Below are 15827 nucleotides of genomic sequence, written 5' to 3' on the forward strand. Positions count from 1 at the left end.
CATAATTTTAATATATATCAATACAAAAAACAAGACTTTAAATTTGAAATATGATATTTTATTTACTCATTATTTGAAGGAGTTTCAGATTCATTTTGTCCCAGATCTTTTGTAAATGCTTTTTCTAATAAGTCTTCCAATTTCTTATTAGTATAAAAATCAGCCTTCACTTTTGCAACTATTTCTAAAGTATTTTTTCTAGGAATTTTTACAGTTTCACCCATAAATATATTATAATTGCTTTTCATAAGCTTGATAGTTTCATAGCCCATAAGTACAGCAACCAAACAAAAATGTCTGTAGCCTGATGCTTTTTTATCTATATCCATAATATATTCTATAGAATTTCTAAACTCGCTCATTGCTGATTCTACCATTTTTATTAAAATTTCCATAGATTTATCCATATAAGCACCATCTTCAAAATATGGAGCAGGATTTTCATTTTCAAATAAACTTATAGGCCAAAAAACTCTTTTCTCCCCATAATCTAATTTTGCATCTTTAATAATATTGACTTTTTGCAAAAATCTTCCCAAGCTCTTAGCCTTCTCTCTATCCAACTCTATATTATCTAAAATCTTTGCAAGTTCAGTAAGATAAAGTCCTACAGTACCAGCTACATAATAACAATAATCATCTAAATCCTCAAAGGTTGATATAGTATGATCCTGATAATAAATCATACCATAACCCATTTCTCTTAAATATGATATAGATATATTCTTTATTTCTGGTTTGAAGGTGAAAAAAGATTTTACTACAACATCTATATTTTCTATTAAAACCTTATCATTTTCATTTATAGAATGCTGTATAACTACATTTTTAAAATTTTCTAAATTATCAAGATTTTCTGTTTTTAAAATATTTATAAAAGCTGTTATTAATGTATCTTTATCCTCTGCATTATGACTTGAATCTTCTATAGTATCTATTATCCTTGCAAGCAAATACTGAACTTCTACCTTATTTTTTTTATTCTTATCAAGTAATGGTATAGTTAAAGCAAAACTTCTTGAAACTAAATCTAGTAAATATTTCGTATTAATTTTTGTTGCCATATATTTTCCCTAAGTTTTTATTTTGTTTTTTTAGTAAAGATACACAATGAACTGCTATGCCTTCTCCTCTGCCTATAGAATCCATTTTTTCATTAGTTTTAGCTTTTATAGAAACATTTTCTATATCAGTTTTAAGAATTTTGGATAGATTTTCTCTCATAGTGTCTATATAATTTCTTAATTTTGGTTTTTCTAATATAATTGTAATATCAGTATTTGATATTTCATAATTTTTTTCTTCCATAATTGAAACTGTTTTTTCCAACAATACTATAGAAGAAATATCCTTATATTTTGAATCATTATCAGGAAAATGACTTCCTATATCTCCCAATGCTAAAGCTCCTAATATAGAATCTATTAAGGCATGTATAACAGCATCTGCATCTGAATGCCCTTTTAATCCCAATTCATAAGGAATCTCTATTCCTGACAATATCAATTTACGATTCTCAGCAAATGCATGTGAATCGTATCCATAACCTATTCTCATTTAATAATATCCTAAATTATACTATTTAAATTATACTAAAATAGATTAATTTGTCAAATTATTTTATACAGTACTATTATAATACTTATTCATTAAATGTACAGAAATTTTAAATAAATAATAAGTATTATTTGTATAATAAAATATATTCTATACCTATATGTAAAACAAAAAGAATTAAAATTTACATATACTGGTTGAATGAACAGAAAAAATTTATATAATACTATACATAGAAAAATATAAAATATATGGAGAAAGAAAATGAAAAAAATAGGTCTCTTACCCAGAATTATTATAGGTATCATTTTGGGTATATTAGTTGGTATGTTTCTTCCTGCTCCTGTAGTAAGAATTTTTGTAACTATAAGCAGCATATTCAGTTTATTCTTAAATTTCATTATACCGCTTATGATAGTGGCTTTTATTGGTTATGGTATTGCAAATCTAACAGAAGGCGCAACTAAATTAATAGGAATTACAGTTGTTATATCTTACGGATCTACTTTACTCGCTGGAAGTATAGCATTTTTAGTAGCTTCTAATCTTTTCCCTACACTTTTAGGTGCTTCAGCTTTAAGCAGTGTAAAAATTGAATCTGGTTTGGATAGTTATTTCACTATACCACTTAAACCATTATTTGATGTTACATCAGCTGTAGTATTTGCTTTCATTTTGGGTATTGGTATAACAATGTTAAGACCAAAAAAGCAAGGTGAGGAATTATTTTCTATAGTAAGAGACTCTGAAGAAGTTATACAGGCAATTTTAAAAAATATAATAATTCCAATACTTCCTTTACATATTTTAGGTACATTTGCTAATTTAGCTTATGCAGGAAGCATACAGCATATACTTATAATATTTGGTAAAGTATTTGCTGTTGTTATTACTCTTCATATACTTTATATTACTGCTTTATTTATAATATCTGGAGTTATAGCTAAGAAGTCTCCTATAATGCTTATTAAAAATCAGATCCCTCCATACTTTACTGCTGTAGGTACTCAAAGCAGTGCAGCAACTATACCTGTTAGCTTAATAGCTGCTGAAAGAAATGGAGTATCTGAACAAATAAGAAAATTTGTAATACCTCTTTGTGCTACTATACACTTAGCAGGTTCTATGATTACATTAACTTGCTGTTCTACTGCTGTTATATTAATTTTAGGACAAAATCCTACTTACAGCTCTATACTTCCTTTCATACTTATGTTGGGAATAGCTATGGTGGCTGCTCCTGGTGCTCCTGGCGGTGCTGTTATGAGTGCTTTGCCTTTCTTCTATATGATTGGAATAACAGGAGAAGAATTACAAGGTTTAATGATAGCATTATACTTAACTCAAGACTCTTTCGGTACTGCTGCTAATGTATCTGGAGATAATGCTATAGCTGTATTTGTTGATTGGTTCTATCAAACTAGAATAAAAAAAGATGCTGCTTGATTTTATTAAATTAAAATGAGAATATAAAAAAGGATAGTTCTTTATTGAGAAGCTATCCTTTTTTTATGGATTTAATTACATATACCCGCCCTTTTTCTTTACTGCTTAAATATAAATTTTAATTATTATTTTTTCTTATATCTAAATTAGAAATTTTAACACCCGCCCAAGCTTAAATTAAATTTTTAACCTATTCAACGCACGATGAATAAAATTTATTATATAGTTTACATGTTATTATTAATTCATTTATATTTATAACGCCTCTCTGCGTGCGGTTAAAAGACTATAAATCTTAATAAAATTTTGGGTGGGTGCTATAATTACAAATAAAAATAAAAAAGAAATATAATACAAAAATATCAGATGATTTAAAAAAACCTAAAGGGTGGGATTTAAAATAAAACAAAAAAAAAATTATTTTTTATTAATACCCTATTGATGTATAATTTATTTTATAGTATTATTCTCAAAGATTATTATGAGATAAATTTTATGAATATAAAAACATCAATCAATGCACTTGCAATTATCTTTATACCTATTTCTATTTTATTTATTTTGATTTCTTTAATAATGATGATAATTTCAGACTCTTCTATCATTACATTTTATCTTATGATTTTAGCTTCTATAGTTTTGATAATTAATTCTATAATGTTATTCATAAAAAATAATTATAAAATATTTATTATAATATTCTCATTAACATTTGTATTTTCATTAATAATTATATTTAGTAATATTATGTTTATTTATAATAATAGAGATGCAAATTTTAAAGAAGTTAATAATTATGTAATAGCTGATTCATATTATCCTTTTGCTGATATAAGAAACACTAATTCAAAAGTAGTAAAACTCACAAATGAATCAATTTTAATAATAACAAATAATTTTCCAAGACTTGATGGTGAAATTGAATTTTTTCCGATTTATTCAGCATTTGCAGATGCAGTTTATAAAATCACAGTTACAAATAATAAATATACTAATATGTTTTTAAAGCAAGTTCCATTTGAGGAGTATATAATAATTAATGATAATGGAAGAATAGAAACTAATTATGACAGAGCAACAAACAGCAGCCATGATACAGCTTATGTTTTATGCTCAACAATTTATTACAACACTTATGAAAGCTTTTTATATGACAATGCTTATAAAAATCTTATAAATGGTAAAGTTGATATAGTATTTGGAAATGCCCCTTCTAATAAAGATATAGAAATGGCTAAAACTAATAATATAGATTTTATATTAATACCTATAGGAAAAGAAGCATTTGTATTTTTTGTGAACTCCCAAAACAAAGTAGATAATCTTTCAAAATATAATATAAAAGATATATACACAGGAAAAATAAAAAATTGGAGAGAAGTTGGAGGAGATAATATTAAAATAAAAGCTCATCAAATGGATAATATTGGAAAATGGCAAATTACATTTACAAACTTTATGGCTTCAATGAATGCTGAAAATAATATAATAAAGCCCGATACAAAAATAGGATTTGATATTAATTCTGGATTTACAGAAAATGTAAAAGAATACCGTAATAGAAAAAATGCTATAGGATATTCATTTTTATTTAATGTTCATGAAATGATAAACAACAATGAAATAAAAACTCTTTCTATAGATAATATAAAACCAAATAAAGAAAATATACAAAATGGTTCTTATACTTTATCAAGCACATTTTATGCGGCAACAACTAAAAAAGCTTTGGAAGAAAATTCTAATGTGCAGAAATTAATAGATTTTATACTTTCAGAACAAGGTCAGTATTTAGTTGAAAAAGCAGGATACACTCCTATTAAATAAATTTTTATTAATACCCCGCCCTTTTTCCTTACTAATTCAATATAAATTTTAATTATTATTTTTCATTATTGCTAAAACTAGAAATTTCATACCCACCCAAGCTTTTTTTAAATTTAAAATATATTTAACGCACGGTGAACAAAATTTTTTTAGGTAGTTTGTATGTTATTATTAATCCATTTATATTTATAGTCGGTTCTGCGTGCGGTTGAGATATTATAAATCTTAATAAAATTTTTTGTAGTACTATAATACAATTATAAATAAAAAAATATCTTAACTTTATTTACATAAATAATACTTTATTAAAATTTTAATACACATATATTAACAAAGTAAATTTTGTTTATAAACAATGGAATTACATTAAGAATTAAATAATTTTTTATTAACAACAATGATAAATAATTGTTATAATATTTAATATGAAAAAAATTATTTTATTAATATTTATATTATTAAATATATCATGCAGAAATACCATTACAATAGCAGAAAATAAAAAAAATATAGATAATGTAAATAATGTACATATAGAAGAAAATGAATACTTATATGCTCTTGAAATAGATAAAGCCAATCCTCAAAATATGGAAGAAGCATTAAAAAGATATGCAGCAGATCATAATGGAAAATATAAATTAATATTCACAGGTACATCAACAAAAAAATATGATGTTTGGACTTCAATAAGTCAAATGCTTGAAGATATTTCTTTAAAAAACATAAAAATAGAAATATCGATTGTAAATGTAATTTTTCCAAATGGTAAAATACCTGATTTTTTATTTGGAGGAAATGCTGTAAATAAATCAATAGTAAAAATAACATTTCCAAATAGCATAACTGAAATAGGCGAATACAGTATTTTTTGTCCAGAATTAACGGAAATAACACTTCCAAGTAATTTAAGAACAATAGGCAGAAGAGGATTAATAGGATGCGAAAGTTTAAAAATACTGAAACTTCCTAATTCATTAAAAACAATAGGAGAATTATCATTAAATGGATGCGGATTTGCCAGTATTGTAATTCCTGATTCTGTAACTTCTATAGGTAAAAGTGCTTTTGCCGATTGTGAGAATTTAGTAAATATAAAATTACCAAATAATTTAGAAACAATACCTGATAGTATGCTTGAAAGCTGCGGATCCATTAATACAATAACTATACCAGCATCTGTAAAAAAAATAGAAAATTCTGTATTTTTTTACTGCAAAAACTTTGAAAACATTAGATTTTTAAATGGTAATCTTCAATCAATGACAGTAGGAAAAGATATATTTGCAGGCTGTCCTTTAAAAAATGTTTATATACCTAAAAACAGCAGTGCATCAGATGAAGAATGGAGAAATACTTTAGGCATTAAATCAACTGTAAAGATTATAAGAGAATAATAAATTTTAGGTTTATATTAAATATCATATCTCTTAATACAAACCTAAAATTATAATATATAAATTAGCAGTTCTAAAATATATTTATTTTATTAAACCTATATCTTTTCTATAGTATTTATCTTTAAAATCTATCTTTTCAATATCACTGTAGCTAAGTTTTCTTGCCTCTTCTAAACTGTCAGCAATATTAACAACATTGAGCACCCGTCCGCCGTCTGTAATTATATTTCCATTTTCATCTAATTTTGCACCTGCTATGAAACATTGGCCATTTATTTTATCTATGCCTTCTATCTTATATCCTTTATTATAGCTAGCAGGATATCCGCCTGAAGCCATTACAACACAACATGCATGTTTATCTTTCCATTTAATATTTAAATTTGATAATTCTCTTTTCATTGCTGATTCTATAATAGATAAATAATCAGTTTCTAATAGCTGAAGAACCGCTTGAGTTTCAGGATCTCCCATTCTAACATTATACTCAAGTAAATATACGCCTTTTTTTGTTATCATAAGTCCAAAGAATATAATACCCGCAAAAGACATTTTCTCAGCTTTTATACCTTTAAGTGTAGGCTCTAATATATCTTTAATAAATAACTCTTCTACCTCTTTTGTATAATAAGGATTTGGAGAAATTACTCCCATTCCGCCTGTATTATTTCCAGTATCATTATCACCTACTTTTTTATGATCCTTAGCTGATATAAATGGTATTATCACATTGCTGTCAGTTACTGAAAGTATAGAAGCCTCAACACCTTCTAAAAACTCCTCAATTACAACCTCATCTCCAGCATCTTTAAAAATCTTCTTAACCATTATATCTTCTAATGCATTTTTGGCTTCTTGTTTATCCTGACATATTAAAACACCTTTTCCTAAAGCAAGACCGCTAGCCTTTATTACTATAGGATAACCGCATTTATCTAAATATTCATTGGCTTTATTATAATCAGTGAATAATTCATATTCAGCAGTTTTTACTCCGTACTTCTTCATAAAATCTTTAGCATATGCTTTGGAGCCTTCAAGTATTGCAGCCTGCTTATTAGGTCCGAATATTTTAAGTCCATTCTCTTCAAACTTATCAACTATTCCATGCACAAGCATCTCTTCACTTCCTACAATAGTTAAATCAATGCTTTCTTTTTTAGCAAAATTTAAAATCTCATCTATAGTAGAAATTTTTACATTTTCACAATTTTTTTCTCTTGCTGTGCCTGCATTTCCCGGAGCACAATAAACTTTTGAAACTCTTTCATTTTTGAGTAAATTATTACAAATGGCATGCTCTCTGGCACCAGAACCTATAACTAATATTTTCATGTTTTTTTCCTTTTTAATTTATACAAAATTAATATCTATAATTTTTATTATAATTTTTCTACTTCATCTATACTTAAACCTGTATTATCACTAATGAACTTAATATCTAAACCAGATTTTTTAAGACTTTTAGCTATACTTAAAGCTTTATTTTTTTCCCCTTGTTCTATACCTTGTTCTATACCTTGTTCTATACCTTGTTCTATACCTTGTTCTATACCCTCTTTTATACCTTCCTCTCTCTCTTTTTTTAGCATCAAAGTTTGTCCATATAAAAATGCATCTCTAGCATTATAAACTTCCATTTCTTTTTCGCTTGATATAAATCTCTCATATTTATCTATTACTTTAGGCATAATATCATTAACCTCCTTTAATTTTTCTTTAACTTTGTCTAAATCCTTAACTGTAAAAAACTCTATCCAAGATAATATCTTACTTTTCTTGATATCATTTATATTTGAATTATTTAATATCTTTATAAATCTTGGTACTTCTATTATATGCATTTGCATCATATCCAATGAAACATTATGATTTTCAGTATCTATTAATTTAAAACATCTATGAGCTTTACCATCATCATTAAAGTCCATATTAAAATTTACAAAGTTAATGCTTATAACCTGACTAATAATATCATAAGATTCATTTTCATTTAATTCGCTTACTATATTTTTTGATATATAATAATATATTCTTTTAACAAAATCTATATTTCCTGATAATTGTACTTCTATAATAATTTTTTTATTATCTTTAGTAATTGCTTTAACATCAAGAACTGACTCTTTTAAATTAATGTTTTCTGGTAAATTATGAGGATTTATTATTTCTAAATTATGTACTTCTTCAAAACCTGAATCTATGAGAACACAATTAACTATATTTTCAAGTATATCTTCATTTCCAAGAGAACCTAAAAGATAGCGTACAAAGTAATCATTCATTCTGTTAATATTTCTCATGCGAAAATTATAACAAAAAGGTTAATAAAAGTAAATATTTCTAAAATTTAATAAAATATCAGTGAGATAAAACTATATTATTTTTATTCTTTACATTTTTACTTCTTATTATATACTATGCATCAGCAAATAAAAATCATCAAATATAGGATTAAATTATGAATCTTAAAGAATATATGAATATAAGACTTGAAGAAATTAATAAAACTATTGATAATGTATTTGACAAAAGCGATATAGAATTAGAAAATAGTTTTATAGAAATGCTTAAATATCCATTGGATGCGGGCGGAAAGAGATTAAGACCTATACTCACATGTTTGGCATGCGAGCTTTTCAATGGCGATTATAAAAAATCTATAATACCGGCTGTGGCATTAGAGCTTATACATACATATTCTTTAGTTCATGATGATTTGCCTGCTATGGATAATGATGATTTAAGAAGAGGAAAACCTACAACACATGTAAAATACGGCGAAGCTAATGCTATACTTGTAGGAGACGGACTTTTAACTCATGCTTTTCAATTACTTTCAAAAACAGATGTTAAAGACAGCACTTTAAGAAAGCTTTTATTTGAATTGAGTTATGCTGCTGGAATAAATGGAATGGTTATGGGGCAATTTATAGACTTATATTATGAAGAGAAAGAAATTAACTTTGATATGCTTAAAATTCTTCATGCTAAAAAAACAGGTGCTATGATAAGAGGTGCTATAAGACTCGGAGCAATTTCATCAGAAAACATAAACGATAATGATATAGAAAATATAACAAAATACGGAGAAGCTATAGGACTAGCATTCCAAATTCAGGACGATATACTTGATGTTATTTCAGACAATGAAACTTTAGGAAAAACTGTTGGTAAAGATGAAAAAGAAGGTAAACTTACTTATGTTAAACAGTTCGGACTTGAAGGAGCAAAAGAAGAAGCCAAAAAAGTAATTGAAAAATCTATTGAATATCTAAAACCTTATAAAGAAAGCGAAGCTAAAAATATATTAATAGAATTAGCAAATTACATAATAGAAAGAAAATCATAACTATATACATTATTACAAATGGTTAAACTCTTTTTATAACTCGCCGATAACAAAATAAAAAATAAATAATAAGAAATTTATAATATATTATGAATGAAATAAAAAAAATAAATTTAGAAGCAATAAATAAAAATATAAAGGCATATCCATATGATTTCATTAATATGCTTGAAAATGCCAAAGAATCAGATATAACTTTACAGGTAATAGAAACAAAATCTCAAAAACCTTCCGGTAAAGCCACAAAAAACGGAAAACAAATACTTCTTCATAGTGCTTATGACCCAGTAAAAGAGGCTAATACTTTAATAAAAGAAATTGAAAATGATGAAGATTTGGATTTAGTCTTTGTATTTGGAATAGGCGGAGGATATTTAATTAATGCCGTTAGAAAATTGAATGTTTCTGTTGCGGTAATTGAACCTGATATAAATTTTTTTAATACTTTAATAGATAATTTCAAATTAGATAAAATACTTGAAGATAATAAAATAACTTTCTTTATAGGCGGAAATGATGATGAGGATATAGAGAAGTTTATATCATTAACAACAACAAAGAAAGTAAAATTTTTCATTACAAGATCATACTCTACCCTATTTGCTGAAGAAGCTTTGCATTATCAAAGCAAAGTACTTTCAGTAGTTGATAAAAAAATAATAAATATAAACACTATTTCAAGATTTGATAAACTCTGGGCCTATAATATAGCTTCTAATGCAGTTGAAATTGCTACGCATTATGGAGTTAATAGATTTTTTGATAAATACAAAAACATTCCAGCAGTTATAGTATCAGCAGGCCCTTCTCTTGAAAAAAACATAAAAAAATTAAAAGAGATGAAAAATAAAGCTATTATAATAGCGGTTGATACTGCAATGAAGCCATTATCATCGCATGGCATATCTCCTCATTTTGTAATTACAATAGATCCTCAAAAGAAAAACTCTAAATATTTCAGAAATATTCATTTTGAAGATACTGTATTAATATCCGAATCTTCTGTCGATCATGAGGCTGTAGAATCATTTAATGGATCAATATTCTTTATAGATTCTATATTCCCACTTGCAAAATATTTTATGAAGCCTTTAGGACATAGAGGCGATATCACCATGGGAGGAAGCGTCTCCACTGCTGCTTATGATTTTGCTGTAAAAATAGGTGCTAATCCCATAATAATGATTGGTTTGGATTTATCTTTCCCTAATCATCAGACTCATATAAAAGGAAGCTATCATGAAGAGAATTTCTTTACTGAAATAGGAAAGTTAGACTCATATGACAGCAGAATATACAAAGTGCTTGTTTCAGGAAATCTAAGAGAAGAGAAAAACATTTACGGCGAAAGTGTATTCACAGATTCAAGATTCGATATGTACAGAAATTGGTATGAAGCTCAATGTACTAATAACAGAAAAATAAAATTCTACAATGCCACAGAAGGCGGTGTAATAATAAAAGCAATGGAAAATATTACACTTCAGGAACTCATAGATAAATTTGAAGACATAAACATACAAATAGATAAAAATGACAGAAATACAGCAGACAAAACAAAAATACTAGAGAATCTAAATAATGGATTAATAAAAATAGATAAAGAAATTATATCATTAAAGCCTTATGTTGAAGAGGCTATTAATTTATGCTATACGATAAATGACGAATTATCAAGACATAGAAAAGTAGATAAACTTATTGCCAAATTAGATGAATCTGATGCTAAAATACTCACTATAAGCAAAGTTAATGAGTTTTTAGGTATTACAATGCAGAAAACTATCAAAACTATCACAGAAGGTTTTGAGTTTAAAGATGAAACTATGCATAAATCAATAATAAGTTCTTTCAAACTATACGAAGCTATGAAAGACAGTATTGATTTTAACCATTATATAATAGAGCGAGCATTAATAAAAATAAACAAAGAATTAGAATAAAAGTTCTTCATACACACTATTATATAAATTTTCAATATAATAAAAATTAGAAATCAAAATAATATTGTAAATTGAGTAAATAACTGCTATAATATGTATATACATATATAAATAGTATTTGAAAACCATATTTTTTCTTATGGTATTTTATATTTTTTCCGATAAAGATTGATAGTAGTATTTTTTTAAGGTAATTAGTTATGAAATATAGAATATTATTACTTTTATTAATTGTATCAAATCTATCATTCGCAAATGACAATTTTTTGGATACAATTACACTGGATCAAATAAAAAGAATTTATCCTAATGATAATGTAGTTTCCCCTTCAAGCTACACTATAAGTATGAATTTTGATTTAAATAGGTATAGATTAAATGAACCTATAACTATGGAAATAAAAATACATGCTAAAAAGGGAACTATAAGCTTTACAAATTCAGTTAATCCATTTAATAATTACAGCTTTACAGTTTATGATAACTATAATAATCCTGTAGTGTCATCAGATAATTATACTATTTGGAAATATAAAAATGAAAGAACTTTAGATAATTCTCAAGATAGAATAGTAACACTTAATGAGGGTGAAAGTTTTTCATATTATATAGATTTAAATAATTGGTTCCATTTTGATAAAATAGGAAGATATAGAATAGAATGCAGTTTCAACCCTATGCCTGAAATAAGCGATAATTTTTCTATGCATGCTGATACTGCATATTTCCTATTAGAAAATGCTAGAGTATATCAAACTCAAACAAATAGTGCACCTGTTTATATTACTAATAATAACAACAATAGTAATATACCTCAAAATCAGGGTGTATTGTATGATTATGCTCCGTCAAGCATTATATCTAATACTTTATTTTCTATGAAAAATAAAGATTGGACTAATTATTATACTTATATGCATATGCCTTCTATAATTAGCATAAGCCAAAGGTACTATGAAACATATAGAAGTAATTACAGCAATGCATATTTAGAAGATTTTACAGATACAGGTATTCAGCAAAAGGCAAGACAATTAAGTTTTGAGAATTTCTTAAGAACTCAATTCTCAGATACTGTAAGTGCTGAAATGTTGAGAACTAATTTTGGAAATAATTTCTTAAATAATTTAGAAATGGCTTATAAATCAAGTAATATAAGAGAACTTGCTATAAGATTTGATATTCTTTACAGAACTTCTTTACCTGAAGATAGAAAAGTTTTATTTGAAGAGTTTAAAAAATATTTAACTTCTGCTTATGACAGACAGGTAAGAAATACATTTATAGCAGAACTTCAAAGAGATATAATTTCCACTAAAGATGCTAAATTGAGAGGACATTATACTGCTGTACTAGATATGATAAAAAAAGAATATGATCCTGCTGTAACTTATACGCTTTTAAATTACACAATAGACAAAACAACTGTTACTCAGGAATATGGCTTGCAAAAAGCTGAAGTAGAAGCTACACTTTATCATAGATACTTTAATGCCGATACAGGAGATATTTATGATCCTGTTGTAAAAAGAACTTTCGTTTTGAGAAGAATGGGAGAATATTGGTATATAGTTAATTACTATGATACAGTTGTAAACAATTAAAAAATATAAATTATTATAAATAATAATATAAAGTGAGAAAATTATAATTATTTATATTTTCTCACTTTTTTTATACTATATTATTGGAGCACTGATATGTCAAAAAATAAAAAAATACACCTAATGATAAAATTCATTTTACCATTTGCAATATTTTTAACTATTATGTATTTCATAATATTATTTGTTTATAGGAATATTTATATTAATTCTTTTTTTAATAATAAAACATTTAAAGCAATGAGTATACATGATTTAATAGAATCAAAATTAAATAATGTAAATGAGGTTATAGATGTTTTAGACTCTTATCTTAAAATAGATGATCTGCCTTATGAATATTTTGGAGATGCTATAACAAATATATCACAGCTTAGCGATGATTATATGAATATATATTTTGGAGATACTGTGCCGTATCCTACAGGAGGTATTTTTATAAACTCTTTAGAGCCTTTCCCTACCGATTATGATCAAACATCTAGAGGTTGGTATAAATCTGCAGTGGCTAATAATAAGAAAATTTATATAACAGATCCTTATGTTGATTTTGCTACAAAAAAAATATGTATAACTTTTGCTAAGGCAATATATACAAATAATACTCAGTTAAAAGGTGTAGTTGCTATAGACTTTGGTAAGATGGATGATATAGTTCAAAATACTATATACGAAGAAAATGTTAATTTAGTTACTAAAAATGGTATGTTTATTAACAATACAGATAAAAATAAAGTATTAAGTGAAAATTATAAAATATTTAATGATATTAATTTCCCTAACATTCAGCAATATATTATTGATGGTAAAAATTATACAAATACATATAAAGATAATTGGTATATGGTACAAAAATTAGAAACAGTTCCTTGGAGTATAGTATTAAGCGGAAATTTATCTCAGGTACAAAATCAAATCAAAGCACTTATGTTTATATTATTACTAGTTCTTCTAATAATAATTTTATTGGAAAGTATTTTAGTTGTTATAATAGTTAATCCTATAACTGCTTCTTTAGATCAGGCTATAGCAAATATAAAACTTATGAATGATGGTTACTTCAATAGTACTTTCAATGAAAAAATGCTATCTAAAAAAGATCAGACAGCTGAATTATATAAAAATATAAAAAGCATGCAGGACAATATAGGAAGAATTGTTTATAATTTAAAAGAAAACATAAACAATATAAATTCATCTATTGATACAATACAATATGGAAGTAAAAATTTATCAGATAGAACAACATCTCAGGCAGCATCATTGGAAGAATTATCTGCTTCAACAGAAAGTTTATCAAACTCTTTAAGAAATACTTCTGTTAATACGGAACATGCTAAGAATATGAGTTTGGAAGTAGCTAATTCTACATTAACCGGAGTAGAAGCTGTTAATGTTATATCTAATAATATGGCTGAAATATCAGAATCTAGTAAGCAAATATCGGATATAACAAAACTTATTCAGTCAATAGCCTTTCAAACTAATATATTAGCACTTAATGCCTCAGTAGAAGCTGCAAGAGCAGGAGAACAAGGAAGAGGATTTGCTGTAGTAGCAAGCGAGGTTCGTTCTTTGGCACAAACAGTTAATGAAGCGGCTAATAATATTACAAAGATAGTAAATGATACTGTTGCTAAAATAGAACATGGTAATGAGTCAGTAGCACACTCTACAGATATTCTTCAAAAAATTTCATCTTCTGCTAAAGAAGTAGTAGATGTACTAACTGAAATAAGCACAACTGCTATTAATGAACAAAATAGTATAATGCAGATTAATCAAACTATAATATCTTTAAATAGTATTACTCAGGAAAATTCATCAATAGCTGAAGACAGTGCTAATTCAAGCAATGAGGTGAAAAATATGACTGAATATATAGTTAATGATATAAATTACTTCAAATTTAGTGAGAGGTAGTAAATATTTTTAATTAAATTTATTATTTTTTATTATTGCTAATAAAAATTGTTAGCTCTCGCTACGCGTGCCTACGGCAAAGGCCCTGTCAAGTAAACTTGCCAGAGGCTCACAATTTTTATAATTAGCTTTACAACACTAAATTAAATATTATTATGATATAAGTTTTTAAAGCGATAAACGAGCAGCTGATAACTTTAGTTGTCAGCTAGATTTTAGCGAGTTTATCGCTAGCAATAATAAAAAATTATTATTTTCTATTATTGTTATGCTCTCCTACTCCTAAAGGCTTAACTTAATAAATTAAGTTAAGGGCTTCGGCTCGTTTTTATATTTCAATTCCAATATTTAAAAAATTATTATTTTACAGTATTGCAAAAAGAAAGATTTTATAATATAATATATACTTACTTATATTTTACTTTTAATGGGAGAAGCAAAAATGAAAAAAGATATACATCCTCAATATTTTGAAACAGATGTAAACTGTGCTTGCGGTGCTAACTTTAAAATTCACTCAGTACAAAAAAGTTTACACGTAGATATTTGTCATAACTGCCACCCTTTCTTTACAGGAAAACAAAAAATTCTTGATACAGCAGGAAGAGTTGATAAATTTAAAAAACGTTATGGCTTAAAAAAATAATGCATGAAAGTAAATTGTATAAAAAATAATTAGTTTAAGTTATTTATTTACTTAGACTAATTATTTTTTTATTAAGAACATATTATCTTTATTAATCAAATAAAAAATAATCTCAATCTAAATAATAAT

12 protein-coding genes are annotated in these 15827 nt (G+C 26.0%); 8 read left to right on the forward strand and 4 right to left on the reverse strand.

Annotated features, from left to right (window positions below; all coding sequences use genetic code 11):
- Nucleotides 1–62: 62 nt before the first annotated feature.
- Nucleotides 63–1064 carry a squalene/phytoene synthase family protein gene (locus tag BHYOB78_RS10795; RefSeq protein WP_020064527.1) on the reverse strand — a complete coding sequence of 334 codons (1002 nt, stop codon included), beginning with the start codon at nucleotides 1062–1064 and terminating at the stop codon, nucleotides 63–65.
- Complete coding sequence (gene ispF, locus BHYOB78_RS10800; RefSeq protein ID WP_020064528.1) at nucleotides 1048–1557, reverse strand: 2-C-methyl-D-erythritol 2,4-cyclodiphosphate synthase; 510 nt, start codon at nucleotides 1555–1557, stop codon at nucleotides 1048–1050. The genes BHYOB78_RS10795 and ispF overlap by 17 nt, the downstream gene beginning before the upstream one ends.
- A 264-nt stretch (nucleotides 1558–1821) precedes the next feature.
- On the opposite strand from ispF, the gene BHYOB78_RS10805 reads away from it, so the two are divergent.
- The 3 genes from BHYOB78_RS10805 (at nucleotide 1822) to BHYOB78_RS10815 (ending at nucleotide 6227) form a co-directional block, all read left to right on the forward strand.
- A complete protein-coding gene (locus tag BHYOB78_RS10805; RefSeq protein ID WP_020064529.1) occupies nucleotides 1822–3003 on the forward strand; it encodes a cation:dicarboxylate symporter family transporter in 1182 nt (393 codons plus the stop codon).
- 495 nt (nucleotides 3004–3498) lie between these two features.
- Nucleotides 3499–4830, forward strand: a complete 1332-nt coding sequence (locus tag BHYOB78_RS10810; RefSeq protein ID WP_020064530.1) for a PstS family phosphate ABC transporter substrate-binding protein — start codon at nucleotides 3499–3501, stop codon at nucleotides 4828–4830.
- Between the two features lie 425 nt (nucleotides 4831–5255).
- A complete protein-coding gene (locus BHYOB78_RS10815) occupies nucleotides 5256–6227 on the forward strand; it encodes a leucine-rich repeat domain-containing protein (protein WP_020064531.1) in 972 nt (323 codons plus the stop codon).
- Nucleotides 6228–6311: 84 nt separating this feature from the next.
- Here the strand turns inward: BHYOB78_RS10815 and purD are convergent, their stop codons facing one another.
- Nucleotides 6312–7565, reverse strand: coding sequence for a phosphoribosylamine--glycine ligase (purD, locus tag BHYOB78_RS10820; RefSeq protein WP_012670822.1), 1254 nt, complete (start codon nucleotides 7563–7565; stop codon nucleotides 6312–6314).
- Nucleotides 7566–7612: 47 nt separating this feature from the next.
- Nucleotides 7613–8533, reverse strand: coding sequence for an Rpn family recombination-promoting nuclease/putative transposase (locus BHYOB78_RS10825; RefSeq protein WP_020064532.1), 921 nt, complete (start codon nucleotides 8531–8533; stop codon nucleotides 7613–7615).
- A 158-nt stretch (nucleotides 8534–8691) separates the two neighbouring features.
- Here BHYOB78_RS10825 and BHYOB78_RS10830 point away from each other — a divergent pair, with 158 nt between their 5' ends.
- The 5 genes from BHYOB78_RS10830 (at nucleotide 8692) to rpmE (ending at nucleotide 15698) form a co-directional block, all read left to right on the forward strand.
- Nucleotides 8692–9582, forward strand: a complete 891-nt coding sequence (locus BHYOB78_RS10830; protein ID WP_012670824.1) for a polyprenyl synthetase family protein — start codon at nucleotides 8692–8694, stop codon at nucleotides 9580–9582.
- An 89-nt stretch (nucleotides 9583–9671) separates the two neighbouring features.
- Nucleotides 9672–11525 (forward strand): motility associated factor glycosyltransferase family protein, encoded by a 1854-nt coding sequence (locus BHYOB78_RS10835; RefSeq protein ID WP_020064533.1) that lies wholly within the window; start codon nucleotides 9672–9674, stop codon nucleotides 11523–11525.
- Nucleotides 11526–11725: 200 nt separating this feature from the next.
- Nucleotides 11726–13129, forward strand: a complete 1404-nt coding sequence (locus tag BHYOB78_RS10840) for a hypothetical protein (protein ID WP_012670826.1) — start codon at nucleotides 11726–11728, stop codon at nucleotides 13127–13129.
- Nucleotides 13130–13225: 96 nt separating this feature from the next.
- Nucleotides 13226–15052 (forward strand): methyl-accepting chemotaxis protein, encoded by a 1827-nt coding sequence (locus tag BHYOB78_RS10845; RefSeq protein ID WP_020064534.1) that lies wholly within the window; start codon nucleotides 13226–13228, stop codon nucleotides 15050–15052.
- 442 nt (nucleotides 15053–15494) lie between these two features.
- Nucleotides 15495–15698 (forward strand): 50S ribosomal protein L31, encoded by a 204-nt coding sequence (rpmE, locus tag BHYOB78_RS10850; protein WP_020004042.1) that lies wholly within the window; start codon nucleotides 15495–15497, stop codon nucleotides 15696–15698.
- The last annotated feature ends 129 nt before the right edge of the window (nucleotides 15699–15827 follow it).

The organism is Brachyspira hyodysenteriae ATCC 27164, assembly GCF_001676785.2.
GTDB lineage: Bacteria > Spirochaetota > Brachyspiria > Brachyspirales > Brachyspiraceae > Brachyspira > Brachyspira hyodysenteriae.

Excerpts from the sequence above, each read along its gene's own strand:
- BHYOB78_RS10795 (WP_020064527.1), bottom strand. The coding sequence starts at position 1,064 with ATGGCAACAAAAATTAATACGAAATATTTACTAGATTTAGTTTCAAGA.
- ispF (WP_020064528.1), bottom strand. The coding sequence starts at position 1,557 with ATGAGAATAGGTTATGGATACGATTCACATGCATTTGCTGAGAATCGT.
- BHYOB78_RS10805 (WP_020064529.1), top strand. The coding sequence starts at position 1,822 with ATGAAAAAAATAGGTCTCTTACCCAGAATTATTATAGGTATCATTTTG.
- BHYOB78_RS10810 (WP_020064530.1), top strand. The coding sequence starts at position 3,499 with ATGAATATAAAAACATCAATCAATGCACTTGCAATTATCTTTATACCT.
- BHYOB78_RS10815 (WP_020064531.1), top strand. The coding sequence starts at position 5,256 with ATGAAAAAAATTATTTTATTAATATTTATATTATTAAATATATCATGC.
- purD (WP_012670822.1), bottom strand. The coding sequence starts at position 7,565 with ATGAAAATATTAGTTATAGGTTCTGGTGCCAGAGAGCATGCCATTTGT.
- BHYOB78_RS10825 (WP_020064532.1), bottom strand. The coding sequence starts at position 8,533 with ATGAGAAATATTAACAGAATGAATGATTACTTTGTACGCTATCTTTTA.
- BHYOB78_RS10830 (WP_012670824.1), top strand. The coding sequence starts at position 8,692 with ATGAATCTTAAAGAATATATGAATATAAGACTTGAAGAAATTAATAAA.
- BHYOB78_RS10835 (WP_020064533.1), top strand. The coding sequence starts at position 9,672 with ATGAATGAAATAAAAAAAATAAATTTAGAAGCAATAAATAAAAATATA.
- BHYOB78_RS10840 (WP_012670826.1), top strand. The coding sequence starts at position 11,726 with ATGAAATATAGAATATTATTACTTTTATTAATTGTATCAAATCTATCA.
- BHYOB78_RS10845 (WP_020064534.1), top strand. The coding sequence starts at position 13,226 with ATGTCAAAAAATAAAAAAATACACCTAATGATAAAATTCATTTTACCA.
- rpmE (WP_020004042.1), top strand. The coding sequence starts at position 15,495 with ATGAAAAAAGATATACATCCTCAATATTTTGAAACAGATGTAAACTGT.